This window comes from Streptomyces sp. NPDC087859 (assembly GCF_044742595.1).
Taxonomy (GTDB): Bacteria; Actinomycetota; Actinomycetes; order Streptomycetales; family Streptomycetaceae; genus Streptomyces; species Streptomyces canus_F.
This window is the reverse complement of sequence record NZ_JBIUUU010000019.1, coordinates 200,297-225,590: the sequence shown is the minus strand read 5'-3', so window position 1 is coordinate 225,590 and position 25,294 is coordinate 200,297. Positions and strand designations below refer to the sequence as shown.

The 25,294-nt window shown below is 67.4% G+C and carries 20 protein-coding genes and 3 pseudogenes; 13 read left to right on the top strand and 10 right to left on the bottom strand.

Annotation, left to right across the window (positions count from 1 at the left end; genetic code table 11):
• The first annotated feature begins 482 nt into the window (after positions 1 to 482).
• The 4 genes and pseudogenes from ACIOHP_RS38580 (at position 483) to ACIOHP_RS38565 (ending at position 6,219) form a co-directional block, all read left to right on the top strand.
• Entirely contained in the window at positions 483 to 2,969 is a 2,487-nt protein-coding gene (locus ACIOHP_RS38580; protein WP_401894773.1) for a Helicase associated domain protein, read from the top strand.
• Positions 2,970 to 3,968: 999 nt separating this feature from the next.
• On the top strand, positions 3,969 to 4,253 hold the full coding sequence (locus ACIOHP_RS38575) for a hypothetical protein (protein WP_401894762.1): 285 nt from the start codon (positions 3,969 to 3,971) through the stop codon (positions 4,251 to 4,253).
• 42 nt (positions 4,254 to 4,295) lie between these two features.
• Positions 4,296 to 5,535 (top strand): annotated as a pseudogene (locus ACIOHP_RS38570) (IS256 family transposase).
• 315 nt (positions 5,536 to 5,850) lie between these two features.
• Positions 5,851 to 6,219, top strand: a complete 369-nt coding sequence (locus ACIOHP_RS38565; protein ID WP_401894760.1) for a hypothetical protein — start codon at positions 5,851 to 5,853, stop codon at positions 6,217 to 6,219.
• A 148-nt stretch (positions 6,220 to 6,367) separates the two neighbouring features.
• Here the strand turns inward: ACIOHP_RS38565 and ACIOHP_RS38560 are convergent, their stop codons facing one another.
• The 6 genes from ACIOHP_RS38560 to ACIOHP_RS38535 all read right to left on the bottom strand — a co-directional run bounded on the left by ACIOHP_RS38560 (position 6,368) and on the right by ACIOHP_RS38535 (position 11,246).
• Positions 6,368 to 6,616 (bottom strand): hypothetical protein, encoded by a 249-nt coding sequence (locus ACIOHP_RS38560; protein ID WP_401894758.1) that lies wholly within the window; start codon positions 6,614 to 6,616, stop codon positions 6,368 to 6,370.
• A gap of 602 nt (positions 6,617 to 7,218) precedes the next feature.
• Entirely contained in the window at positions 7,219 to 7,479 is a 261-nt protein-coding gene (locus ACIOHP_RS38555) for a toll/interleukin-1 receptor domain-containing protein (RefSeq protein ID WP_401894771.1), read from the bottom strand.
• Between the two features lie 326 nt (positions 7,480 to 7,805).
• Positions 7,806 to 8,318 (bottom strand): hypothetical protein, encoded by a 513-nt coding sequence (locus ACIOHP_RS38550; RefSeq protein WP_401894756.1) that lies wholly within the window; start codon positions 8,316 to 8,318, stop codon positions 7,806 to 7,808.
• A gap of 135 nt (positions 8,319 to 8,453) precedes the next feature.
• Positions 8,454 to 9,188 (bottom strand): Crp/Fnr family transcriptional regulator, encoded by a 735-nt coding sequence (locus ACIOHP_RS38545; RefSeq protein WP_401894753.1) that lies wholly within the window; start codon positions 9,186 to 9,188, stop codon positions 8,454 to 8,456.
• Between the two features lie 2 nt (positions 9,189 to 9,190).
• Positions 9,191 to 9,349, bottom strand: a complete 159-nt coding sequence (locus ACIOHP_RS38540; protein WP_401894750.1) for a hypothetical protein — start codon at positions 9,347 to 9,349, stop codon at positions 9,191 to 9,193.
• A gap of 1,276 nt (positions 9,350 to 10,625) precedes the next feature.
• Positions 10,626 to 11,246, bottom strand: a complete 621-nt coding sequence (locus ACIOHP_RS38535; RefSeq protein WP_401894748.1) for a hypothetical protein — start codon at positions 11,244 to 11,246, stop codon at positions 10,626 to 10,628.
• Positions 11,247 to 12,425: 1,179 nt separating this feature from the next.
• On the opposite strand from ACIOHP_RS38535, the gene ACIOHP_RS38530 reads away from it, so the two are divergent.
• A complete protein-coding gene (locus ACIOHP_RS38530; RefSeq protein WP_401894745.1) occupies positions 12,426 to 13,280 on the top strand; it encodes a helix-turn-helix domain-containing protein in 855 nt (284 codons plus the stop codon).
• A gap of 628 nt (positions 13,281 to 13,908) precedes the next feature.
• Here ACIOHP_RS38530 and ACIOHP_RS38525 read toward each other — a convergent pair.
• Complete coding sequence (locus ACIOHP_RS38525) at positions 13,909 to 14,136, bottom strand: DUF397 domain-containing protein (RefSeq protein WP_401894744.1); 228 nt, start codon at positions 14,134 to 14,136, stop codon at positions 13,909 to 13,911.
• A gap of 414 nt (positions 14,137 to 14,550) precedes the next feature.
• Between ACIOHP_RS38525 and ACIOHP_RS38520 the strand changes: the two are divergent.
• From ACIOHP_RS38520 to atpF, 4 genes and pseudogenes are all read left to right on the top strand, one after another.
• Positions 14,551 to 16,058: pseudogene (locus ACIOHP_RS38520) on the top strand (ISL3 family transposase).
• 585 nt (positions 16,059 to 16,643) lie between these two features.
• Positions 16,644 to 16,829, top strand: coding sequence for a hypothetical protein (locus ACIOHP_RS38515; protein ID WP_401894743.1), 186 nt, complete (start codon positions 16,644 to 16,646; stop codon positions 16,827 to 16,829).
• 339 nt (positions 16,830 to 17,168) lie between these two features.
• Positions 17,169 to 17,657, top strand: a complete 489-nt coding sequence (locus ACIOHP_RS38510) for a hypothetical protein (protein WP_401894741.1) — start codon at positions 17,169 to 17,171, stop codon at positions 17,655 to 17,657.
• A gap of 464 nt (positions 17,658 to 18,121) precedes the next feature.
• Positions 18,122 to 18,643 (top strand): F0F1 ATP synthase subunit B, encoded by a 522-nt coding sequence (gene atpF / locus ACIOHP_RS38505; protein WP_401894739.1) that lies wholly within the window; start codon positions 18,122 to 18,124, stop codon positions 18,641 to 18,643.
• Positions 18,644 to 18,675: 32 nt separating this feature from the next.
• On the opposite strand, the gene ACIOHP_RS38500 is transcribed toward atpF, so the two are convergent.
• Together ACIOHP_RS38500 and ACIOHP_RS38495 are read right to left on the bottom strand one after the other, a co-directional pair.
• A complete protein-coding gene (locus tag ACIOHP_RS38500) occupies positions 18,676 to 18,957 on the bottom strand; it encodes a hypothetical protein (RefSeq protein ID WP_401894737.1) in 282 nt (93 codons plus the stop codon).
• 335 nt (positions 18,958 to 19,292) lie between these two features.
• Entirely contained in the window at positions 19,293 to 22,298 is a 3,006-nt protein-coding gene (locus tag ACIOHP_RS38495) for an FG-GAP-like repeat-containing protein (protein WP_401894736.1), read from the bottom strand.
• A 285-nt stretch (positions 22,299 to 22,583) separates the two neighbouring features.
• Here ACIOHP_RS38495 and ACIOHP_RS38490 point away from each other — a divergent pair.
• A pseudogene (locus ACIOHP_RS38490) lies at positions 22,584 to 22,991 on the top strand (transposase); the annotation flags it as partial.
• A gap of 188 nt (positions 22,992 to 23,179) precedes the next feature.
• Here the strand turns inward: ACIOHP_RS38490 and ACIOHP_RS38485 are convergent.
• A complete protein-coding gene (locus ACIOHP_RS38485; protein WP_401894734.1) occupies positions 23,180 to 23,779 on the bottom strand; it encodes a TetR/AcrR family transcriptional regulator in 600 nt (199 codons plus the stop codon).
• A gap of 116 nt (positions 23,780 to 23,895) precedes the next feature.
• On the opposite strand from ACIOHP_RS38485, the gene ACIOHP_RS38480 reads away from it, so the two are divergent.
• From ACIOHP_RS38480 to ACIOHP_RS38470, 3 genes are read left to right on the top strand one after another with little or no spacing between them, the layout of a single operon-like run.
• Complete coding sequence (locus ACIOHP_RS38480) at positions 23,896 to 24,717, top strand: SDR family NAD(P)-dependent oxidoreductase (RefSeq protein ID WP_401894733.1); 822 nt, start codon at positions 23,896 to 23,898, stop codon at positions 24,715 to 24,717.
• A gap of 2 nt (positions 24,718 to 24,719) precedes the next feature.
• On the top strand, positions 24,720 to 24,878 hold the full coding sequence (locus ACIOHP_RS38475; RefSeq protein ID WP_401894732.1) for a hypothetical protein: 159 nt from the start codon (positions 24,720 to 24,722) through the stop codon (positions 24,876 to 24,878).
• 30 nt (positions 24,879 to 24,908) lie between these two features.
• Positions 24,909 to 25,247, top strand: a complete 339-nt coding sequence (locus ACIOHP_RS38470; RefSeq protein WP_401894730.1) for a hypothetical protein — start codon at positions 24,909 to 24,911, stop codon at positions 25,245 to 25,247.
• Positions 25,248 to 25,294 lie beyond the last annotated feature (47 nt).

Genomic DNA, 25,294 nt, shown 5'->3' with positions numbered 1-25,294 from the left:
CGCGCGGTCTGCTCCGCAGACACGACGCGCCGCCGCTACGCGGCGGTTCCCCGGCTTCGCCCGGGAGGGGGCGGAACTCCGTTCCGCCTGCCGGATCACTCCGTGATCCGGGCATCTGACCTCCGGTCAGATGCGTCTCGTACCGGCCTGCTCCGCAGTCCTGTACGAGACCTGACAGTCCCTCCGGGCCTGCCTGAAAAACAGCGGCAACGAGCAGGGCGGGGTGTGCCGGTCGCCTCTGGCGGACGCCGCTTGACGCTCCGTCAAACCCGGGGTCCTGTTGGGAATCAGCCGCGTCCGACCACTTCCGAAGAGATCTGGTGCGTCACTCTCGTGAGCAGCTTGAGTCTGGGATGATGGCAGAATACCTATCCCCCGAATCGTCCGGGCGTGAGGGTCGTCATTGTGAAACTCGGATGCAATCTTGAATGAGTTGGGATTCTCTCTGTATACGCCGGAGAATGCGAGGGCTTGTGACTCAGATGGAATTGCGGCCGCATCAGGCTGAAGCTGTCGATAGCGTCGTCCGTATTCTCGGCACACCACCCGGTGGCCGTATGCCGCCGGAAGGGCTGCGGACGCAGGTTATCGCTGCTACTGGCTCCGGGAAAAGCCTCATTGGGGCGGAGTCCGCGCGTCGTCTTTCCGCGCGCCGTGTGCTGGTTGTGGTGCCGACGCTGGATCTGCTGACGCAGATGGCCGGCGCGTGGCGTCGGGCGGGCCGGTCGGGCGCGATGATCGGCGTGTGCTCGCTGCGGGCCGAGGAGAGCCAGGGCCTGCCCTGCACGACCGATCCCGACGAGCTGGTGGCCTGGCTGGAGGGGCTGGAGACCGTCACCGTCTTCGCCACCTACGCGTCGGTAGGTCTGCGGATTCTCCAGCGCGCGCACGCGGCCGGGCTGGGGGTGTGGAGCCTGATGCTGGTGGATGAGGCCCACAGGACCAGTGGGGATGGTCTTCGGCCGTGGGCGGCCGTACACGACCAGGCGCAGCTGCCTGCCGAGCGTCGGCTGTACATGACGGCCACTCCCCGTGTGTGGGAGGCCGAGGGCGCGGGTGAGCGGCCGCGGTTGGTGGCGTCGATGGAGGACGGCTCGCCGGTGTTCGGGCCGGTGGCATACAAGCTCACGCTGTCGGAGGCGATCGGGCGGGGCATCGTCGCGCCCTATCAGGTGTTGTGCCTGGACATCCGCGACCCCGACCTGTACGCCGCCCTGAGCGGTGAGGACACCGGATCGGACGCGGTCCGCGGGGCGCGGCTGGCCGCTGTCCAGACGGGGCTGATGCGCGCGGCCGTGCAGGAACGCTTCCGTCGGGTGCTGTCGTTTCACAGCCGAGTGGGCGAGGCGGAGGCGATGGCGGCCGCCGTGCCGGTCACCGCGAGCCGGCTCGCGAAGGACGACCCGGAGACCTACCCGCCGGCTCGGCAGGTGTGGGCGGAGTGGCTGTACGGCGACCACGCCCCCGGACACCGCCGTCAAGTATTGGACGAATTCGCCTCCGATTTCCTCGGAGGGCCCGCGTTCGAGAATGAGGATGTGCGGGCTGAATTGCGGGTTCTTTCCTCAGTCCGTGTCTTGGGTGAAGGTGTCGATACTGCCGAGTGCGATGCCGTGCTATTTACGGATGCGCGGGGCTCGATGGTCGATATCGTGCAGATGGTAGGGCGCGCCCTGAGGTTGCATCCGGGGCGCGGGAAACTCGCCACGCTGATCGTTCCGGTGTTCCTCGGACCGGACGAAGATCCGAACGAGCTCCTTACTTCTGATGCGTATGGAAGCCTGTCAAAGATCTTGACTGCCCTGCGGGCACACGACGCTGCCATGATCGAAGCGCTTGCCGATCCCCGTCTGCGCAACAGCAGTCGGCCCTCCGAGGACGACAGCGAGGACGTCCTCGCCGACGACTCCGAGGGCCAGGAGCAGGATCTTGTCCCGCCGGTCGGGGCCGCGGCGGCGGGGGTGCTGCGGTTCACCGAGGAACGCGACCCGGCCGTCCTCACGCAGTTCGTGCGGCTGCGGGTCATCGACCCCGAACGCGCCTACTGGCGGCGCGGCATCGAAGCCGCCACGAGGTGGCTGCGCGCGAGTGACAACAGCGAGCTGCGCGTGCCGTACACGTACGTCACCCCGGAGGACTGGCCCGGGATCGGCGGGCATCCGCTGGGGGTCTTTGTCGCGGATCAACGCCGGTACTACAGCGCGGGGACCCTGGAAGCGTCGCGCGTGACGGAGCTGGAGAACCTCGGCATGGTCTGGTCCGTGCACGCCTCCGCATGGGACGCCGGCCTCGCCGTCGCCCGCGACTACGCGAACGTGCACGGCCACTGCCTGCCCGCCGCCACCGTCGTCTGGGACGGCTTCCCCCTGGGGACCTGGCTGAAGAACCAGCGCGCTGGCGTCCGCAAGGCCCGTGAGAACGCCGCACGCCGCGCGAACGGGGAAACCGGCATCTCGTATGCCGGGGAACTGTCCGAGAGCCGCATGGAGGCACTCAACGAGATCGATCCCGGATGGGCGCCAGAGGGGTGGGAGATCGCCTGGCAGCGGTCGTACCGGCTGGCCCTCGCGCACGTGAAAGCGGGCGGAGCGCTCCCGACCGGGCCGGGGAACGTCGTCGTCCAGGGCGAGGACCTCGGGGTGTGGATCGCCGGGCAGATGGCCGGGTGGGACCGGCTCCTGACCGTCCAGCAGTACCTCCTGGAGACGATCGGCGTGGATCCCGAGAGCGAGGCCGTGGCGGTCGCTCCGGCACGGCGTTCGCAGGGCGACCGGTGGGCGGCCAACCTTGCGGCCGCACGCCAGTTCCACGCCCGCGAAGGACACCTGCAGCCAGCACGCAAGCACGTCGAACTCGTCGACGGCGAGGAAATCAAACTCGGGGCATTCCTCGACAACACCCGCCGCCGGGCCGCCAAACTGCCAACAGAGCGGCGCGCGGACCTCGATGCATTGGGGATGCGCTGGTAGCGGGCCGGCTGGTCAGCACGCCGCTCGCGTCGAAAGCGTGGAATCCCGTGCGCCCCTCGCTCTCCGCCAACTGTGTCCCGTGCGAGCCTAAGCAAGAGGGCTCAGGGGCGGGCGGGGCGATAGCGCGTGCTGGCCGTGCCTCGAAACTCGTCTGCGCCGGCTGTGCCCGGCGCCCGAGCGCGGAGGCCCCGCCGACGCGCAACGAGAAGAGAACGGCGCCCCGATCCCCCGAGGCACACCCCCACCCGTCCCCGCCCTTCCCTTTCCCTTCTCCCTTGTCTCGTCGGGGGCGTGGGGGTGTGCAGAGGGGGATGTCAGCAGGCGTACCAAGCCTGATTGCTGGAGTGACCAGGGGAGACGCGGAGAGACTCCAGGAAGCCGCGCAACCTCCACCGCAACACCCTGGCGCAACCCCCACCGCAACCCCCACCGCAACAGCGGCGTTCGCCATTGGCCGCCGCCCGGTCCACTGCTCCACCGCCCGGACACTCCAGCGGCCGGGCAGCGCGGAGGCGACGCCGACGCGCAACACCGCCTCCAGGGCGCCGATCCCCCGCCGGGCCGACCTCTGCCCCAGCCCCGCCCCATCTCCTTCTTCCTGATCGTGGGTGGCTGAGGGAGGCTCCAGGGGGTGTCTGGTCCCCGACCATGCTCAAAAAGGCGTGGTGACCAGCGGCAACGCGCAGCGTCCCGAAGGACTCGCGCAACAGATGTCGCAGGAGATGTCGCAGGGGATCGTGCAGGAGGTGCCGCCGGAAATCGCGGCGGGGTCGGGCACGGCGCGGTGCTGCGGGGTAGTCAACCGCAGCGGGACCACCAGCGCCGCCGCTCGCCTTGCTCCTAGTAGCAGCCAGCGGGTGCCGTCTCGGGCGCGGCCGGGGCCGTGGGTGGGGGCGTGGGTGGGGGGATGGCCGCCCGTTCCGGCGCAGGGGTGAGCGCTGCGAAAGGGCGCTGCAGATCCGCGATGTGCCCCGCGCGTTCCGCCAGGCGCTCCTTGAGGTGCCGTCCCTCCGCCTCGGCAAGGGCGCGGGCGTGCTGCTCCTGGATGAGCTGACGTTCGGTCTCGTGACACAGGCGCTCAAGTTCGGCGCGCAGCTCGGCTGCCTCGGCGGAGTCGTCCGTCTGCTCGGCCACGGCTACAGCCTTACCGGGCCTGCTTCGTCCGGGATCGTGTCCCTCGTCGTGGTGTACAGGATCAGCGACTGGGAGTGCGCGGGCGTCTGCCCGGGGCGCACTTCCACGGGTGAGTTCCGCTCCCTGAACACGAGGCGGGCCATCGCGTAACTCTCCTTGGTGAACGGCCAGTTCAACCACGAGGAGTGCACGATGGCCCTGTCCCAGTCTGAACTGATACGGCTCCTTGAGTCACTACGCTCGACCGACGGAATCGAGCTCATCCGCGCCATCGCCGAGCGGATGGTGCAGGAGCTGATCGAGGCCGAAGCGAGTGCCCACATTGGCGCGGAGTGGAACGAGCACACGCCGACGCGGACCACCGTCCGCAACGGGCACCGGGAGAAGGTGCTGACCACGCTGGCCGGCGACCTGGACCTGGAGATCCCCAAAGTCCGCACCGGCAGCTTCTTCCCGTCGCTGCTGGAACGCCGACGCCGTATCGACCAGGCCCTCTACGCCGTCATCATGGAGGCATACGTGCACGGCGTCTCCACCCGCAGTGTCGATGACCTGGTCAAAGCCCTGGGCGGGGACAGTGGGATCTCCAAGTCGGAGGTCTCGCGGATCTGCGCGGCGCTGGACGAGCCGCTTGACCGCGTTCCGCACCCGCCCGCTGGATCATGTCCGATTTCCCTACGTCTATCTGGACGCGACCTACTGCAAGGCGCGGGTGAATCACCAGATCGTCTCGCGGGCCGTCGTGGTCGCCACCGGCATCACCGAGGACGGCAACCGCGAGGTGCTGGGGCTGATGGTCGGCGACAGTGAGAGCGAGGCGTTCTGGAAGGGGTTCCTGCGCTCCCTGCGTGAACGTGGCCTGTCCGGGGTCCGTCTGGTCGTCACCGACCAGCACGCCGGGCTGGTCGCCGCGGTCCGCAAGGTCATGCTCGGTGCCACCTGGCAGCGGTGCAGGGTTCATTTCCTGCGCAACGTCTTCAGCATGATCGACCGGGACTCCGGCGAGATGGTCGCCGCGACGATCCGCACGATCTTCACCCAGCCCACCGCTGAGCTGGTGCGCACCCAGCTCGACACCGTCGCCGACATGCTTGGCGCCCAGTTCCCCAAGGTCAAAGCCATGTTGCTGGAGGCGAAGGAGGATCTGACCGCGTTCGCAGACTTCCCACCGCGGCACTGGAAAAAGATCCAGTCCACGAATCCGCTGGAGCGGATCAACCGGGAGATCAAGCGCCGGACCGACGTCGTCCAGGTCTTCCCGAACGACGACGCCCTGTTGCGGCTGGTCACCGCCGTGCTCTTCGAACTGCACGACGAATGGATCGCCTTCCCCCGCCGCTACCTCCCCGAAGGCAGCATGGACGAGCTCTACCGTGAACTCCCCGAAAGCGCCCCCGCACTACCCAACACCCCAAACAAGCCCGCCAGTTGATCGCTTACACCACGACGAGGGACGCCATCTCGTCCGGAGGCGCTGGGGCGTTCATTCGTCGTCCAGCACCGACCCGGGCAGTTCGCCGGCCTCACGGCAGCGCCGGAGGTGGATTCGAGGGATCGTTGCAACACACGGTGAGTTGATCAAGCCACGAGCAGTGTCAGCAGCGGCCCGGCTGTGAGTTCCCCCCGAGCGCTGTTGCACAGTCGGCGGGGTGGTGTTGGCCTTTGGTGGCGGTCGGCTGAGCACGCACCAGAAGTCACCACCTGACCGCGCTACTCACTCTCGGGTGACCAGGCCAGAATGAACCTCATGAACGACGGATCGAGCTGGCCCGTGGACAAACTGACCGCGCTCCGTCTCGGCAGGAGGCTGGTTGCGGAAGTCCCAGCATCGAGGGCTGGCCGCCAGGCATTTGTGGACGTCCGCCCCAGGAAGGGCGACCCCGATACCCAAGCGCAGGGCGAGGGTTGGGTTCGCAGCGACGCTGAACGCAGCTTCCACCTTGAGCACTGGGAGTACGACCGCGAACGCATCGACGGCTTTGACTACGACATCGGAGCAGCCCTCATCGGATCTGCTGACGCCACGGACGAATCCGAGCTGATCACTGTGCTCAACGCATGGGGCGTCCGGCCTGGCCTCTTCGTCTGTCCCTGGGAGAGCGAGGACCCCAAGTAGTTCGACGGATTGCCCAGGCCGGTGCGGACTGCACCGGCAGCACGGTGTCACCGACAGGGCGTTGACCTGCCGGTCGAGGTCCTGGCGCTCCTGGTCGGGGTCGTGGTCGGCTGGCCGGCCGACCAGAGCGCCTAACCTCCCTGCTCGTCTAGCTGTTTTCTACGGCGTGGGACAAGACCCAGACAAATCCGAACAGGGTCAGCCCCAGGTAGATGGTGGCGGCCCAGGCCAGTGCAAATGTTTGTTTGAAGCTGCGCTTCTCGGCTTTCCTGAGGACCCATGCGTTGTAGGCCACTGCAACGATCCCGAAGAGCAGGAACCCGCCGAGGAGCCACACATGGGAGAAGTTCACGTCGTCAGGCCCTATGACTTCCTTAGCGAAAAGGCTGCGCCTCACGACTTCTCCCCCGTCACCAGTCACGCTCGAACGTCCACGTTCTCCCCGCGGAGAAGATCAGACCGTAGCCGAGCCCTATACAGGCGTAGGCGTTGGCTCCGTCGTCTCCTGCAACAGGTGCACCCACCGCCGCATACGGTCACCCCCGGCACCAGCACACGCCCTCATCGTGCCCGCATTTTGGTGGAGGGGAGTGGCCGCGTTGAAGCCCACGGCGCCACTGCATCGGGGTCCTCCTTCAGCGTCCAGCCGCCCCAAGCGTGGTCGCCACGCCAGCGGCGGTCAGCCAGTAACGCGTGACTTCGCGTTCATGCCGTAGGCCTGACCGCTGGAGACCGTTGCCCGCCGACCGGCCCACACGCTCGCGGCGGGAGCGATTCCTGAGCAGTGTTTTTCGGGACCGAGCCGAGCGGCCCGGGTGAGCCACGCGACCCACTGGGAAGACCCAAACAGGCGGAGCCCACCCCGGTATCCCGGGATGGGCTCCGCACTCGAGCGCCGGGCAGGCCTTGCACCTGCATCTCCCCGCAGGAAGCGGGACGTCTTGCCTTGGACCACCAACGCACAACCGGACGCCAGGAGTTCGGGCGACCAGCTCAAGATCAATCATAGCGGATTAGCGGGCCTCTGAGAGCGCGGTCGATCAGTGGCTGGGAGTGGAGAGTCAGCGAGCGACGAGCTCCCTGGGGAGGCGCCCGAACAGTCAGTAGCCGACCGCGCTCGAGAGCGGCGTTCATCTTCGGCTTGAAGTTGTCGCCCGCGCCCCAGTCCCAGTCGTCGAGCTCCACCTGATAGCCGGCGTCCATCAAGTGCCAGCCGGCCCATTCCACCCACGCACGATCCGCCCCGCGTGACTGATGAATCCCGCCTAGTCCGACGCATCGTCAGATACCTTGCTGGACGGCCTGTTTGTGCTCGCCGTGTCCCCCGAAATCACGCTCCTGTGCTGCGCTCGAGCGTATGGCCCCGAGAATGCCGTATCCGGCCTTCATCGTCCTCTGCCAAGGCTGGTGCGAACTTCCCCTCGACACCGGATCCGAGACCAGCGTGGCTGGCCGTGGCAACGGATCCGGTGCGTAGTGGGAGAGCTGGGTGGAACGTGGCGGGGCCGCCCTTGCGAGCCCGTCGATGGGACTGTGTCTGTCTCATTGACCGGCCTATAGGCGGCCCGCGCCCCGCGTCTTGGGGGTCAGCCGCGCTTGAGGTGGGCAATCTTCTGCTGGGCGGCCACGACGGTCCGGGCGAGCTCGCCGCGTGCGCTCTCCTGCTTCATCGCTTTCACCAACTGCGTACGGTGCTCGAGCAGGGAGACCTTCACCGCCGGGCCGGGGTCGGGCAGCGCGGTGGCGACGTACTCCTCGACGCGTTCGACGGTCTTGGTCAGTTCGGGCGCGATTGCGGGCGTCTGGTCGGCGACGCCTCGGATCATGTTGCCGATCTGGGTGACGTCCTCGAAGTTCTCGCTGCGGCAGGGCTTGTGCGCGAGGCGGCACTGCGCCTTGTACAGGTCGGTCAGCCACTCGGAGGGCTTGTCGAGTTCGGTGTTGGTCTGGTCCGTGCGGCGGATCTTCTGCATCCAGGCCAGGACTTGCTTGTGGTGGAGGAGGGTGTAGGTGCCCAGGGCACCGGTGAAGAGCGCGGCGATGATGGACACCGTGAGGGTGCCGGCACCGGTGCCGATCGCCAGCGTGCTGGTCGTCATCGTGTGTGGGTCCGTTCCAAGGGAAACGCCGACTCCGCGCAGGGTGCGGGCATGCGGCGTAACAGGGGGTGGTGGGTCCGGGGGCGCCGTCGGTGGGCGGGCCCGGTGGTGGTGTGAGCGTGGTCGGGGGTGGTGTCAGGTCCCGACGAAGTGGCGCAGGCCGTCGACGTCGCGGACGACGAATTGGCGGTATCTGGCCTCGAGCACACCGTGGTGGCGCAGAGTGCGCAGCGCGTTCTCGGTGGTGGAGACGGCGAGTTGGAGGGCGGCGGCGATGTCTTTCTGGCCGGGCCCGTTGATGATGACGTGTTGCGCGGTGTTCGGGTCGGGCACGCCCGCGGTGTCGGCGAGGTGGGCCAGCAGGCGCGAGACGCGTTCCAGGGGCGGGCGGATGGCCATGGTGTAGACGGCTTCGTCGGTGCGGTTGCGCTCTTCCAGGCTGCACAGCAGGGCGTGGCGGGCCTCGGGCAGGCGGCGCTCGATGAGAAAGCTGAAGTGGCTGGCGCGGCACGGGATGGCGACCGTGCGGGACAGGCAGCGGGTGGCGACGGTGGAGCCGCGCATGATGAGGGCGGCCTCGCCGACGAGCTGGCCCGCGCCGCGGAAGCGGGTGATGGAGGGGATGCCGGGGGCGGCGCCGAGCGGGTGGCGGTCCTGGCGGACCACGCCCTCCCAGATGATGTAGACCATGCCGTCCTGGGGGCCCATCGGCAGGAGTTCGTCGCGGGCGAAGGTGCGGCTGCGCGGGTTGGCTTTGAGGAGGCGATGCCAGGTGTCGGGCGAAATCCGCTGCAGGAAGCTTCCCGCAGGCATGTCTTCACGGCCCTGCAGCAGGTCGGTGGGACGGGCGGTCTCGATGGCAGGAGGCACGTTCACTCCCCCGCTCGTACGGCGGCCGGGGCGGCGACGGGGGCGTGTGTACGGGCGTGCACGCCCTGGACAGCGCGGTGGTGACGGCGTGTCAGGGCCCGCAGTACGGGGGGTCCGTGGTGGGGCGGTAGGGCGGCGCCGGCAGCGTTGGCGGTGCGCATGAGGGGTCCTTATGTGGGTGATCGAGTCTGGGACCCCGCTGGTCAGCGGGGTCCCAGATGGTGGGTCCTTCGCCCTCTCCGGGAGGTGGGGCATGCCCGGCTGGTGGGGCCGGACGGGTGGAGAAGACCTCAGGCGGGATAAAGCTACCTCTCGGCGCAACCCGAGAGCCAGTCGCGCTTTCAACGCCAAGGCGAAGACCATTCGATCACGCCGGAAACCCCCCACGGATAGGGGTTTGTTACGCACGCCGCCCCTACCGCACGATGGGAAACATGCCGATCTTTTCCGAGAAATCACCCGCATTCTTTATCCGAATGCTTATGCGCGGGGCGGAAGATTCTCTCCCGGCCGGGGCTCGGGTGGCCCGCATGGAAACGGGAGGTAAAAAACGGGAGGCCCTGGGGCACCACCCCCAGAACCTCCCGGAAAGGGTCCGGACCCACCAGGATCAGACCGGTGCCCAGTAAACACCACGACCGGTGTTAAGGTCACTCCCGATCCGGCGCCAGAGGGTCTCTACCACCGGGTGCGCCACCGAAACCCGTACAGATACCTCAGCTCCGGGGGTTTGTTACACCCGCCGCGCCACCGAGGGACACGACGGAACGGCGCACAAACCCACGCACGCTTTGCCCCATATGCGCCCCCTGCCGCACAACGCCCCCCACCCCCGGCAGGCCTGAGAGCGCGATCAAATGATTAATCTCGTTCAAGAGTCAACAGAGACGGCCAGCGCAGGCCCGCCCCTGCGGCACATCCTCTCACCCATCCGTGCGATCCCCGTCGCCGGAGGAACGCTTTCTGCGCTGCGCCAGAATTGCTTTCCTCTCACTCCTGGGGCCTTGCGCGGAGCATTATGCAAGCGCGATAGATATTGCGCCGACTTCAGATGATCGCCGAAATATCGAACGCAAATCGGCGGATCGCCCGGCGCCACTCCCGCTTTGTCGACCAGTCCACAATCCGGCCTCCACCGCGCTCAACACACCCAACCAGCACCAGAGTTGGCATATGCGCCGCCCATCGCCAAACTGGCGGCCAGTCAGTTCCAGTACGCATACGGCACGTTGACGGTCGCGGCCGGACACGACCCGTCCGAACCGTACACAGAATGATCACCCGGGCGCGGAGAGTAACGCACGTCACATCGTGCGCCGTCTCTCATAACCGGGCGCACGCCCCGCACCGCCCAAAGCGCCCCGCGCCTCACATGACAACAGCCGACCCGCGTACAAAAAGCGCGGTGTAGCTCTCCTGTCAGGTGCAACGAGCTGTTCAGGAGGCCCTGTCCGTATGCGCCCAGCGCCCCGCGACCACCCGATCGGGACTCCCGTTCGACGCGCATCTCTCAAGATCGAAAAGACAACAGCTTCTTAAGCGCGCGTCGTGGTTCCGCGGGATGTAGGCGGGCAGGAACCCGAACCGGTTGTGGGCATCACCGGTGTCCAGCGCCGGATGGACGCCCAGCCCGCGGTCCAGGACGAGCCGTTCATCGCCGCGAAAGTCACTGACCGGGCGCCCCACGCCCTGCGCCAGGCGGGCCCGCACCCACAGATCACGCACCCGCCCCGCCAGATCCGTCGCATCCCACACGGCCCGGCGAGCCAGAACCGTGGCGACGGCAACCACATCGGCCTGGCTGGGCGGCACGGACGCGTGTGTGAGAACACGGTGGACCGTGTCCCGGCTCGGCGCCCCGCCCAGGCCATCGTCGGCGGCCACGGCCCCGGCTATGTCATCCAGGCTGGGGGCACCCGCCGCCAGGTACACCTCATACAGCAACTCCTTGAGCTCCCGCAATGCCGGCGGCCACCCCACATGCGCCCGCTTCAGCGACCGTTGCCGCTTCAGGCTCTCCTTCGGGCCGGACCCGTCATCCACGGTGTCGCCACTCATCGCACCATGGTCTCTGATTTCCGGCCCCACCCTGGCGTGAACAGCGGGAACAGATACCCCTGCTGACGGCACGTCGCAACAGGGAGTCGATCTCTCACGGTGTCTCAGCGTGGACAGCAAGTCGGCCGGCTGCCCATCCGCCCACCACACTCCCTGTGGAGGACGTCATGTCCCGCACGCGTTTGAACCGCCGCGAACGCCTGGCCTTGGCCGGATCAGCCCTGTGCGGTGCCGTCTCCGGCACCCTCCGCTCCCTCACCACCTGGCTCCTGGAACACCTCACCTGAGTCCCCGCCCAGACCACCAGGACGTCAGGCCGGGGCCGCTGAACCACGCGACCTCGGCCTGACCACCACGCGCATGCCTCACATACCTAAAAGCGAACCATTCCCTTGACCTGCCAAAACCTCCGACAACCCCAGATATACGCCGCAGTCCGCGGGTGCGCACCGGCCCGGTGGAATCAATCAGGCCCGCGTCCACGCTGGCCGCCCCGTGGCACGGCCAGCCCTCCGGGCACGGGGCCCGGACGTGACCGGCGAATTCAGGCAGAGCTGCGGCGAGGACATCGCCGACCAGCGAAAATGCTGCCGTCGGCGGTCGGGCGAGTACACCGCGCTCCATCGTCGTCATCGTGAGCGTCATACCAGCCCGAGCAGCTCACGACCGCCGCCCTCCAGGCATGCCGGCGGAGCTCGTAGATCATTGCCATCGCAGCGTCGGCGATAGGGCCGGGCTTGCCGCCATCCGATTCGAAGCCTCAACGGGCAGAAGCGACCCTCTATGTCAGTGGCCTGGTGGAACGGCACGCTGACGCTTTTTGTGCAGGTTGCGGCGCTGACTGGTGGCGTGCGGCTTCCCTAATTGACGACAGGACGCCATTCAGGCCTCAAGGATGGTCTCTGTGCAGAAGGCTTCCCTGAAGACTCGTCGGCCTCTGATGCCTCAGATGCTGCACCTTTCCCTGCTTTTGGTGTGACTTGCGCAACTCTCTCGGTCTACTCCAGCTCAAGTCGATTAGACATGTGTCATTTGGGATATCACCCAAATGGCGGCGTCTTTGAGCGCGTGGCGTCTGGAAGTGGTCGATTCGAGCCTGGTCTTGCGACCTACTACTATGGCTGGTTTCGACTCGGCTAGCGCCACTAGCCACTGCCCGCCACACAACAAGGAGCAACGATGCCCTCGGCCCTCGACCCGACCCTCAACCGCCGCAAGCTGCGGACCGCCCTCAAGGTCGCTCGCGAGAAGCGTGGACTGACGCAGCGCGAAGCCGCAGAGCTGCTTGAATGGTCACTGTCAAAACTGATCCGGATCGAAGCAGGGACTGTGAGCCTGTCGGTCACGGATCTGCGAGCGCTGCTCCTGGCGTATGGCGTGGACGACGCGGGTCTCGTAGCGGAGCTGGAAGAAGCCGCTCGAGGCAGCAAGGGACAGGCCTGGTGGTCCCCCTACAACGACGTCATCAGTCAGCCGTTCGCCCAGTACCTGGGCTACGAGAGTGCGGCGAACAGCCTGCGTGGCTACCACCCGAGCATCATCCCGGGCCACCTCCAGACCTCGGACTACATGGCGGCCGTCTTCGGGACCGGTCAGCCGGACCCGAGGGCCAGGCAGCGGATGGACCTGCGCATGGCGCGCCAGGAACGAGTCCTGGACGAGGATGGCCCGAAGGTAGAGATGATCTTGGATGAGGCGGCCTTGCGGCGTCAGGTGGGAGGGCCTTCCACGATGCGCCGTCAGCTTTCCTATCTGAAGGATCTCGCGGTCAACGGCCGTGCCGCGCTCCTCGCTCTCCCTTTCACCGCAGGCGCCCACGACAGCATGAGCACCAGTTTCTTCCTCCTGGGCTTTCCCTATGACGACGACGTGCTCTACGTCGAAGGCCCCGGAGGCGCCCTCACGAACCGCGACGACACAGAGCTCGTTGCCCGCTATCAGGAGTGCTTCGAGGATCTGCGCGTCAAGGCGCTGACCGAAGACGCCACGATCGAACTGCTCGATGACCTCATCGAGCACTATCACCGCAACTGACATCAGCTCAGCACGGCCGGCGCCCAGGGGAAGCCATGGCAAACGACAAGGAGAGGAAGAAGCGCCGCGCGACGCAGCCAACGAAGGGCTCGCGCGGCGGCTCCTCATGTGCGGCCGCTACCCCTGGGACCGTTGCCCGTCCGGAGCCGGACATCTGCCGCAGGCATGCCCATGTAGACGACCTCATACGCATCATCCGCAACGTGGCGGCACTCGCGCTGATTTCCACAGCTGTCTCAGCTCTGATCGCCTACGCAGGCGTCGGCATGGGCGTGGCCCCAGAGATCTGCTGGATCGGCAGCGTCGGCAGCGGGCCCATGCTGGTCAGAGCTTTCATCAAGCTCTTCGAGACGATCCGGCCCGTATTGCCAGACGCGCCAACAGATCAACCGTCCACCGACGCGCAGTCACGGGCGACTGCGCCCACCACCAACCCGCAGCTGCAGACACGCCAATCAGCACCGCCAGCCACAACACAACCCGAGCCCACACACTCCAGCCGAGCAAAGAAGCGCCAGCACCGGCAGCCGAAGCGAGCACGCCGGTCACCAGGCAGTAGACCGGAAGACCCGACTGCTTAGGTCCTTGCTGTTCATCGCGCCGTCTGCACATGGCACACCCGACTCGGTCACTCGCACCCAGGATGGTTCCAGGAAAACAACGACGCTACGGCAACGCGCCAAGCATCAGAGCTGAAGGTCACCACCGAGCTCCGCCGCCACTTGGAATCCCTCACCATGACTCCTTTGGGCAGCAACGCGACCTCGCAGCACGCACCGCCGTCGTTGCCGCTGAAGCTACTCTTCCGCCAAAACCCCGCACCCTCAAACTCAGCCAACGCTGCCCCCTCTCGCACGCCGACATGCCGCCCTCTTTGGCAGCACACCCGGCGCCGGGAAGCACACCCCAAGCGTCTCGGGCCCTACCAACGCGGGGCTCTACTCGAGAAAAGCTGCACGCGTACCTCCGTCGTACCCGCCGCGAGGGCCCGCTCAACGGGATTTCAGCTTGCTGCTGCGCGATGGCCGAAATGTGCGCGGAGGCCGGGTCTAGGCCCAGCCCGTAGCAAAAGCCCGGGGGGTCTGCCCGACACCGGCGCGGACGGCCACGGCCTCGACAGATGCGCCGCATGGCCGATCTATCGTTGGAGGGGACTGTAAGACGTTCGGGTCTTCCAAGATTTTCGTAGCCGGCGATCGGGCCAACTGGCCTGTGGTGTCGGCTGGTTGGCGGCGTCATCCTGGTGGTGTGTGCGATACGGCTGGAAGACCTGCTACCGCAGCTGGCCGCGGTACGGGTCGATCGAGTGGAGGCCAGCGGTGATCTGCTGCGGATCGCGGCCCGGACCCGGGACGATGCCGCAGCTGTCTGCCCGGGGTGCGGACGGAGTCGGACTGGGTGCACTCCCGGTACGTGCGGCATGTCGCGGACGAGGCCGTGGGCGGCCGGGCTGTCGTCATCGACCTGTCGGTGCGCCGCCTGTACTGCGAGAACTCCGATTGTCCCAAGACCACCTTCGCCGAGCAGGTCACCGGGTTGACGGTGCGCTACCAGCGGCGCACCCCGGCCCTGCAGCATGTGGTGAACGCGGTGGCGGTGGCGCTGGCGGGATCGGCCGGGGCCCGCCTGCTGGGCGTGCTGCACTGCGCGCTGTCCTGGGCAACCGTCCTGAACTGCCTGATGCGCATCCCCGTGCCGTCGTCGGCAGTCCCGCGCGTGCTGGGCATCGACGAGTTCGCCCTGCGCCGGGGCCACCGTTACGCCACGATCATCCTCGACGCCGCCACGGGCGCGCGTGTCGACGTGCTCGCGGATCGCGTGAAGGAGCCGGTCGCCACCTGGCTGCGCACGCATGCGGGATTCGAGGTGGTGTGCCGGGACGGGGCTGGCAGCTTCGCCCAGGCGATCACTGACGCGGCACCCCACGTCGTGCAGGCCGCGGACCGCTGGCACCTGTGGCACCTGCTCGGCGAGGCAGCACACAGGGAAGTCCTGGCGCACAGCGCCTGCTGGGCGCCCCTGGGACCACCAATCCGCGAGGGCAGACGCGCCCAGACCACCCGCGAGCGCTGGCAGCAGGTCCACGACCTGCGCGATCAGGGCGTGGGCCTGCTCGAATGCGCCCGACGCCTGAACCTCGCGCTCAACACCGTCAAACGCTACGCCCGCCACGCCGAGCCCGACCGGCTCATCCGGGCCCTGCAGTTCCGCCCCACTCTGGTCGATCCCTACCGCGAGTACCTGCGCAAACGCCGGGCCACGGACCCCGCCGTCCCCGTCACCCACCTGCTCGCCGAGATCCGCGAGCTCGGCTACACCGGCAGCACGAACCTCCTGGTCCGCTACATCACCCAGGGCCGCGTCGAAGCCGACCACGCCACCCTCTCCCCGCGGCGCACCGCCCGCCTCCTGCTCACTGATCCCGCCCACCTCAAGGAGGAACAGGCCGCGCTACGCGACAAACTGTCCGCCGCCTGCCCGGAGATGACAGCCCTGGCCACCCAGGTCAGCGACTTCGCCGCACTCCTCACCCCCGCACCGGGCAATCCCGGGCGGCTCAACGCCTGGATCGCCCGGACCCGCGCGGCCGACCTGCCCTTCCTGCACTCCTTCGCCACCGGCCTGGAACGCGACCGGGCCGCCGTCGACGCCGCCCTCACCCTGCCCTGGCACAACGGACGCACCGAGGGCGTCAACCACAAGATCAAACTGCTCAAGCGCCAGACCTACGGCCGGGCCGGCTTCCCGCTCCTCCGCCAGCGCATCCTGCTCAGCTGATGCTCCGCCAAACCTGGCGATCAACGGCTACGAAAATCTTGGAAGACCCAGACGTTTGACAGTCCCGCTCTTGGTACCAGTTGTCGGCAGGGGTCTAGGGTAAGTGCAAGCTGACATGAGCAGCGCGCCGACAGCCCCGACGACGGCCGCCCACGCCGGCCTTCGAATCAGCACTGTCTGTAGTCTCCGTTCACCCAACCGGCGTCCTCCTCGTCCTAGTTGCGGCAGGGGTCTGGGCCTTCGCTGAAGTACTTGTATATGAAGCCCGCCCCGTACTTGTCCCACTGTTCGGTGTGTACCCGTTCGTGCTGGAGTTTTGACTTATCAACGTCTCCCCGGTCGTGTCCCGTGACATAGGTGTGTCCGATGGTCGTGCCGCCCCTGCCGTAGATAGGAATCGGCGCCTGACACACAATCAAGTTGCCATCTGTCCCTCTGCACTGCGCACCCCCTAACTTCGCGAGCGCCGGGAGTGTTCAGGACGACGTCCTGGACCCGAGGGTGCAGGCCGTCCAGGTCGAGGAGGCTCTCCTGCGCACAATCCGTACAGCCTGGGTGCAGGCAGAGCCTTGGGCCGTGGAGTACATGGCGTCTTCCCTCAACGCCCGCGCCGACGCCGTCAACGGCGCCCTGGAGCTGGCCGAGCAGGCGGGCTGGGAGCCAGCCGACACGGTGGCAGCGCTGCCGGGCATGGACCAGCGTGCTGCCCACACCCCGCTGTCCGCCCTGCAGGCAGGGCATGAGCTCCAGCAGGAATCCGGCGGGGCGTGACATCACCTTCGAGTCCGTGCTCGGCCAAGTCGGTTCTGTCAGCTCGCGTACGCCGACGGATCCGTGTAGCTCGAAATGCTCCCCAGCCCAACCGAAGCCTCTTTCTGCGGCAGTTGATGGGTGACGACGTCGTCTATGTTGTTGTCGCCCTGGAAGTCGCCCGCGCCCCAGTCCTAGTAGTCCAGCTTCAGCTGCAGGCCCGCGTCCATCAGCTGTCGGGCGATCCACTCCGCCCACGCCCGGCCCGCCCCCGCATGACTGATAGACCACACCTTCCCTTTCTTGCACACACCTGTCCCTCTACTCCCGCCCACCAGGCGGCAGGATGGGCGGATGGCGATGAGCGAGACGGAACTGCTGGCCCTCCTGCGCGAACTCGACGACCCCGAACGGCTGGAACAACCGCTGCACTACGACCGCGCCGCGACCAGCCTCGCGTTCAGCAGGCTGATCCGCCGACTCGAAGCGGACTTCGGCGCCCCGTGCGAGTCCGAGCACGACACCCAGGACTCCAGTGAGTACGGGCGCATCCGCGTGCCCGCGGACGCAACGATCTGCGGAACACGGATCGTGGTCTGCGTGAGCAAGTTCGGCTCCCTCGCCGAGATATGCGCCGACAATCCGGGGGCCTTCCTCAGCACGGACGAAGCCTGTGAGGAGGGCGCGCTGGATCCCGCCGACCTCGCCACAGTGGAACAGGCCTTGACTGAACTCAGCTACGTAAGCGTCCCCGAAGAGCTACTGGAGAGCGACTACAAGGGCCCCAGCGCGCTGGAACACTTCGCAGCTCGGCCCACCTGGTGGACGCGGTTCTTCGGCAGCATGTGATCCGCTCACCGAGCCGAGCGAACAGCCTGTCATCTCGCTGAGCACGTTCATCCGTACCTCAACTGGGCACATTCTCGGCCCTGGCGAGATTTCCGTGAAGTCCGGGTGTGCCACCCTGGTCAGTTTCCGGATTCGGGCGGGGGCACCGAAGCCGGCCAGTCCCTCGGCCTTCAGCTTGCCCAGGGTGGAGACCGTGTCCGTGACGTCCTTGATCCGAGGTGTCGAGCCGAGGCCGACAACGTCCTTGACCCAGATGGGGGCACCGAGGTCGGACATAAGGGCACCCCAACACCGCAGTCCACGACCGACCCTGCCTACCCGGAACGGACGCCAAGCTTCCCTGCCGAATGGCGGGCCGGCACCCCAACTGCCGTGCGTACGCCGTGCGATGGCGGGTTTCTGTACGACGCGAAGTCCTGCACCCCCTTGCAGCGGGGCACCCGCTGTCTAGTACGTTGCCGACCATGAACATCGGACCTCTCGAACCAAAGGTGCCCGACCTCATCGTCGCGGTTCTCTGCTTCGCCTTGGTTTTCGTCTTCTTCGCGAAGGTTCTTCTTCCGCGTCTCGTGAGAGTCCTTGCAGAGCGCACGGACGCCATTGAGGGAACGATCGAGCGAGCTGAAGAGACTCGGCTCGCAGCTGAGCGCCTTCACAACGAGTACAAGGGCGAACTCGCCGAAGCCCGCCGAGAGCTGGCTCACCTCCGGCAAGAAGCCCTGGAACAGGGCGCAGCGATCATTGCAGCGGCCCGCGAAGAAGGCGCTCGGCAGCGCGATGCCTTGATCGCGGATGCGCAAGCTCAGCTTGAGGTAGACCGAGCTCTTGCGGCTGCCGAGTTGACCGAGGGTGTACGACTCATTGCCATTGAGCTCGCTGGTCGCATCGTCGGTGAGCCTCTCGATGAATTCGCCAGCAGTGGGGTCGTCGACCGCTATCTTGAAGAACTGAACACCAAGCTCTCGTCCAGAGGGACGACAGGTTGACCACTGGGCGCTTGAGAATCTCCTCGCGCCGACTATCCTGCACCAAAATAATCGTCCACCCTGGACTGCCAACCAGGGTTTCCGATATGCGCGATCATCAGCAGATCGCGCCAATCCACCTCCATCTCGCGGAGCGCCCCAAACAAGCGATCCACGTCCCCATCTGCGTAAATAATGACGGCAGCAGCTATCCTCTCATGGGCGGGCTCATGGAATACCTTCAGCTCAGTCTCCTCCACCAGTGAGGCGACCGTATCGGCGTCATTCCCGTACTGTCGCGCAATCACGGCCGCGATACGCTTTGTAACCGCCATCAATTCCTCCAAATTTCAGCGTTCTATTACCGCCGCCCTCCCGAGTCATTCAGCCGGAGGTGCAGACAATCGCTAACTCTTGGGAACCAGACCTTCAGTCCGCAGTGGATTGCTTCAAAGACCGGTTCTGAAAGAACACTGGTGGGCTCCCTGACGGTAAGTGAGCCCGGAAGGCGCCGCCCTGCTCATGTACGTGAGGTCAGGCATGGACCGCGCCATCGCCGAGGGCGCCGAGGAACGCACGAGCTGCGTGTCCGGCGCCTGACCGGGCGGCCACCGCACGACTTCCGCACAGTGGTCCGCCCAGGTGTCCACGGGCCTCGGCTGACGTCCGGTCAGAACACTCCCTTGTACCCCTGCCACCCGGTCGCGATCTTCGTACGGGCCCCGAACGACCCCTTGCCGTTACCGGTGTTGCGCCACACGGTGCCCGAGGTGTCCCGGGAGATGATGTCCGCCTTCCCGTCGCCGGTGATGTCGCCGACGCCGACGACGGCGTTGTACGACGAGCCCCAGTTCGCGGCGACCTTCACCCGCGCCTTGAAGCCGCCGGTGCCGTTCCCGTCGTACCGCCACAGGGTGTTCGACTTGTCCTGGGCCAACAGGTCCCCGCGGCCGTCCCCGTTGAAGTCGCCGACGCCCACGATCTTCTTGTACGTCTTCCAGTTGTCGTAGAGCTTCACCCGCGCCGACAGCTTCCCCGCGCTCGTGCCCTTGTAGAGGTACACGGCGCCGGTGGAGCTGTTGCGGGCGATGAGGTCGGGCCGCCCGTCGCTGTTCACGTCTCCCGGCGAGGTCAGGACGTCGTACTGGTTCCAGCCCGTGCCGAGCGAGATGCGCGGGGTGTCGGTGAGGAAGGCCTGGCCGCGCCAGGTCCGGTACGCCCGCAGTTCGCCGCTGCTGAAGCGGACGAGGACGTCGTTCTGGCGGTCGCCGTTCAGGTCTCCGAACGGGACCAGGGTCACCGTGGAGGGCCAGCCCGAGCCGGACATGGCCTTGGCGAGGCCTCCCGTCCCGTTGCCCGGACGGTAGCTGATGACACCGGACGAGCTGAGGGTCATCACGTCGCCGATCCCGTCGGGCGTCCAGGTGTCGTAGTTGATGAAGTCACGGCGTACGACGGCTCCGTAGGACACGCTCGCCGTCTTGGTGACCGTCAGCGCGGGCCCCGCCCCGTCGGCGGGCTGGGCCGTCAGCTTGAAGGTGTAGGTGCCGTTGGGGACGTAGACGCCCTTGGCGTCGCGGTCGTCCCACCGCGCGGTCAGGTTGCCCGACACCTCGCCGCCGGAGAGCGTACGGACCACCGTGCCGGTGGCTTTGCTGGTGAGCGTGGCCTTCCAGGAGGCGGCGGGCTTGGAGAGCAGCCCGCGCCACTGCCACCACGTCTCGCCGCCGAAGCTGCTTGTCGCCTCGGACTCGATCACTTGGAGGGCCTGGGTGGCGGTCCCGCTGGGCACCAGGTGGATCCGCCGGTCCGCGTCGACGTAGGCCACCGGACCGCCGAACTTGTCCACGGTCCAGGTCACCCCGCGCCGGCTGGAGCCGCCCGCGGCGAGGTCACCGATCTTCCGGGTGGCTGCGGTGCCATCGGCGAAGGAGGTGAGCAGGAGCGCGCCGGTCGCGGTGTCGTGCCGTACGACATAGCCGTCGCCGAGCAGGGCCTCGCCGGAGGGGACTGCGATGTTCCTCTTCGCCGTGCGGTCCCACACCCCGGCCGTCGAGGTCGGGCCGCAGGACCAGTAGATCCAACGGCCCACCGTCTGAAGCTCCTTGGCCACGCACGGGGCGCCGGTGGCGATCGTGTCGGTGACCTGGCCGGTCTTGAGGTCCTTCGCGGTGACGACACCCGTGCCGGAGCCCGGCGTCCACACCTTGGTGCCCCAGACGGAGGCGGCCGTGACCGAGCGGGTCACGATGGGCTGGAGGTCGGAGTACACGGCGAGGTCGCCGATGTACTGCTTGGCCGGGGAGGAGCCGTTGACGATCGCGTAGCGGCCGGTGACGTCCAGGAGGGATCCGGAGGCGGAGGGCATCCGGAAGAATCCCGCCGCGTCGTTCTTGAAGACGGACTGGACGGACGAGCCGCTGGTGGGGTCGGAGTCGGCGGTGAACGTCACCGCGCGGCCGTCCCCGGTGGCGTACGGGCCCACGTTGAAGCCGTCCCAGGCCTGCCAGGTGGACGCGCCCGGCGTGCCGTCGGCGGCGATCGGCCGGGTGTAGTACGCGCCCATGAAACTGGCGTCGGCCTCGTCGGTGGCCAGCGTGCCGTTCTGCAGCGACAGCCGGTCGATCCGCGCGGCGACCGGCGCTACCGCGGTCAGGTGCGTCAGCGTCGGCGCGGCCGCCCCCGTGTCGGCGACCCGGCGCACCGCCCAGGCGCCGGAGTCGGCGCCGCCCACGGCCAGCAGGCCGCCGTCCGGCGCGGTGACCAGAGAGGTGTTCGCGTGCCGGAGCAGGGTGACCGGGTCACCGCCCGTCAGAGGCAGGGCCATCAGCCGCTCGCCGGACTTGTCGACCCAGTCCTGCGGGCTCGCCGGCACGGAACGGGCCACCACCAGCCAGTTCCCGGCGATGCCCACGGACGGGGTGCCCTCCGTGCCGGGCAGCGTCAGCGCCACCCCGGGGGCGGAGAGGTCGGCGCGGTCCAGGACGCGGGCGGACCAGCCACCGGACCACCACACCAGCCGGTCCGCGCTCAGCGCGACGCCGGTCGGACGGACGTTCAGGGCCACGTCGCCGGTGACCTTCGCCGTGGCCAGGTCGACCAGCATCAGGTGCTGCACACCGTTGGGCTGCGCGTAGTTGAGGACGGCAGTGGTGCTGTCGCCGCCCAGGACGGTGAAGTCGGTGGTGATGCCGGCCGGCCATCCCTGGACGGGGGTGCCGTCGGCGGGCGCGCCCGCGCCGTAGAGCCACGGCGTACGGTTGCCGTCGCTGTCCCGGGCCTGCGTCAGCACGTGGGTGCCGAAGGTGGCCTGGTATGTGCCGTGGGTGAGGGATACGTCCGTGCTGGTACCGGCGGCCATGTCTGTGAGGACGACCTTCTCGGTGGGCGAGACGACCTCGGCGACGACATCCGACGACGAGCCCAGGTACCCGGGGATCTCCAGGAAGGGCAGGTCGCCCAGCTCGGTCGTCGCGCCAGTGGCGTACGACGTCCACAAGTAGCCCGAACGGCCTTCCTGGGCATGCAGATAGCCACTGGGCCCCGCGCTGCGGATCCGGTCCGCGCGCGGGACGTAACGGTTGGACTGGAAGACCTTCTCCGCCGCCAGGACGGTGCCGGCGGACGCGGTGCCGGCAGAGACGGTGACCGCGCCGGTGACCCCTCCCGCGGTCACGGCGAGAACCGCAGTTGCGGCTATGACCCCGCGGGCAGTGGTACGTCTGGCCAACGTCGGCTCCTGGGCCTCTGGTCGGGACAAAGGCAGAGCATGACGGGACGACGGCGGCCCAACAGGCCCACGTCACATGAACGGTGGAATATCCCCAGCCCCCCAGCCGTCCCCCCAAGCACAGCCGCACGAGGCTAACACCAGCCCGTGCGGCCGTGCCGGTCACTCCCCCTGCCGCCGCTCACACCGACGGGAGCGGTGCGAGCGGCGGGGGCCGGTAGGGAAGACGGGGTCAATCACCGGATCGCCTCGCAGGCCGTGGTCATCGCCACCGGCACTCCGCCACCGGGCACCGGGCACCGCGAGATCCTCGGTGTGATGGTCGGCGACAGCGAATCGAAGCCGTTCTGGACCAAGTTCCTGCGCTCGTCGCGGGCCCGCGGCCTGGAGAACGTCCAGCCGGTCATCTCCGACAGCCACGGCGGCCTGGTGGCTGCTATCCGCACGGTCTTCCTCGGATCGGCCTGGCAGCGCTGCCGGATTCATCTCGTCCGGGACGTGTTCGCCGTGATCGAAAAAGGTTTCGGGGAGATGGTCGCGGCCGCCATCCGCACCGTCTTCGCGCAGACCACCGGCGAGCAGGTTCGCACCCAGCTGGACGTGGTCGCCAACATGCTCGGACGACAGTTCCCGCAGGTCACTGCGCGACCCGCACACGGAAGACGAGACGGACGACGCCGAGGACGGATAGCCGCAGGCCCGCGCGATCAAAAGCGGTCCGGTACCGGAGTCACCATCTACGTCTCCGGGCTGGAACCCTTGATGACGGGCGTTCAGGGGTCAGGAGCCGACCGGGCCGAGCTCTGCGGTTGTGGATGCACTCCTGTTCAGGGGCCGAAAGCTCTGAGAGTCGCGTCGACAAGTGAGTCGGCGTATGCGGCGGTCAGCGGACCGCTGCGGTGCAGCCACCGCTGGAAGAGGGGGGCATAGAGCACTTCGAGGACCAGGTCGAGGTCGGCGTCGGCGTCGAGCTGGCCGACTTCCTGGGCGCTGCGCAAGCGCGCCCTCTTCGCTTCTTCCAGCGGCTGGGCCAGCTTCTCCCGGTACTCGGCCGCCAGCGCGGCATCGTTGGCGATCTCGGTGTTGAGGGCCCGGATCAGCCTGTCGAAGGACGGGTCGGCGAACTCCTCCGCCGTGGCACGCATGACGAGCTTGAGGTCGGCATCGAGGTCGCCCGTGTCCGGCAGCGTGACCGACTGCCCGTCCGCATCCTCGCTCAGAGCCAGAAGGGCGGCGAAGACGACCGCGCTCTTCGACGGCCACCGCCGATAGATCGTCTGCTTGCCGACGCCGGCACGGGCAGCGATGGCTTCGACCGTGACCTTCTCGTATGCCTCCTCTGCGACCAGGGCGCGAGTGGCCGCGAGGATTGCCTGCCGGGACCGTTCCTTGCGCCGGGAGTGGTCCGGCCCCTTCTCGTTGGACATGCGACAAGCCTAACCTCAAAACGAAACGAGACGATCCGTATTGATAAAACCACGAGCACACCCTAGGCTGCAAACGAATCGATACGCACCGTTTCGTTTACTGAAAGTGAGGAATCGTGGCGAACGCAAGAGTCTGGCTCATCACCGGCGCATCCCGTGGCCTGGGCAGGGCTTTCGCCGAGGCCGCCTTAGCCGGCGGCGACCGCGTAGTGGCTGCCGCCCGCAATGTCGAGCCTCTGGAGGAACTGACCGAGAAGTACCCCGACCGCCTGGTCCCGCTTGCGTTGGATGTCACCGACCGCCGGGCCGTGTTCGACGGGGTGGAGCGGGCGGCAGCTGCGTTCGGCAGGCTGGACGTCGTCGTCAACAATGCCGGCGGAATGCTCTACGGGATGGTGGAGGAAGCCACGGAGGAGCAGATCCGGGCGCATATGGATGTGAACTTCTTCGGCGCTGTGTGGGTGGCTCAGGCGGTCCTTCCTCACTTGCGCGCCCAAGGCGGGGGACGGCTCCTCCAGGTCACCTCAATGGGCAGCGGCGGCGGAATGGCCACCGTCGGCTTCTACGGCGCAGGCAAGGCCGCGCTGGACTCGGTCAGCGAGGCACTGGCGATGGAGGTCAAGGGGTTCGGCATCAAGGTCACCATCGTGCAGATGGGCGGCTACGACACCGGCCTTTTCACTATCGGCACCACGACCACCGAACCCCTGACGCAGTATCAGCCCCTGCGCACCGAGATGGAGGCGATGTGGGGCGACGCCGTCGCCCCGGAGCCCCGCACGGCTGCTCCGGTCATCATGGAGCTGGCCGCACTGCCGGACCCGCCCCGACGGCTGATCGTCGGCAGCCAGTCCTTCGATCACGTCTTGGAGATGGACCAGGCCCAAGCGGATCTGTACCGGTCCTGGGAGCACCTCAGTCGTATCGCCCCGGGCTGACCGTGGCCCGCGCCACGACGTTCCCGTCCCCGGTCACCGCCACCGACGCCGCGGAAGCCACCGAAGCCGGGCAGGACACGTGGTACGTCGCGACGCTGGCCAAGGGCAAGAACGGCGACACGGTGTTCGCGGACAAGTCGGCCACATTCACAACGCGTTGACCGACCGGCCTTGCCCGCCCATTACGGTCGGTGGAGTTCAGTCCTGACGGTGGCCTGGTCGCCACCGGCGGGTACGACGGCATGGCGCGTGTGTGGGACCCAGCCACCTGGCATCCCGTGCGGGTCCTGTCTGGTCACACCGATTGGGTGCGGTCGGTGGCGTTCAGCCCCAACGGTGGCCTACTCGCCACCGTCAACAGTGACCGCTCGGTGCGCCTGTGGGAACCAAGTACTGGCCGTGCGGTGACCATGATGCGCGCTGACAGCGTCCTCACCGGGTGCGTGTGGGCTGCAGACGGTGGTGCCCTGTTCGTAAGCGGAGAGGCCGGACTGTTTGCCTATGCCCTCGAGGAAGGTAGTACAAGGTGATCGCGTCCGGGTGATCCTTGCCTGAGCTCCGTGAGGGTCAGAGTGAG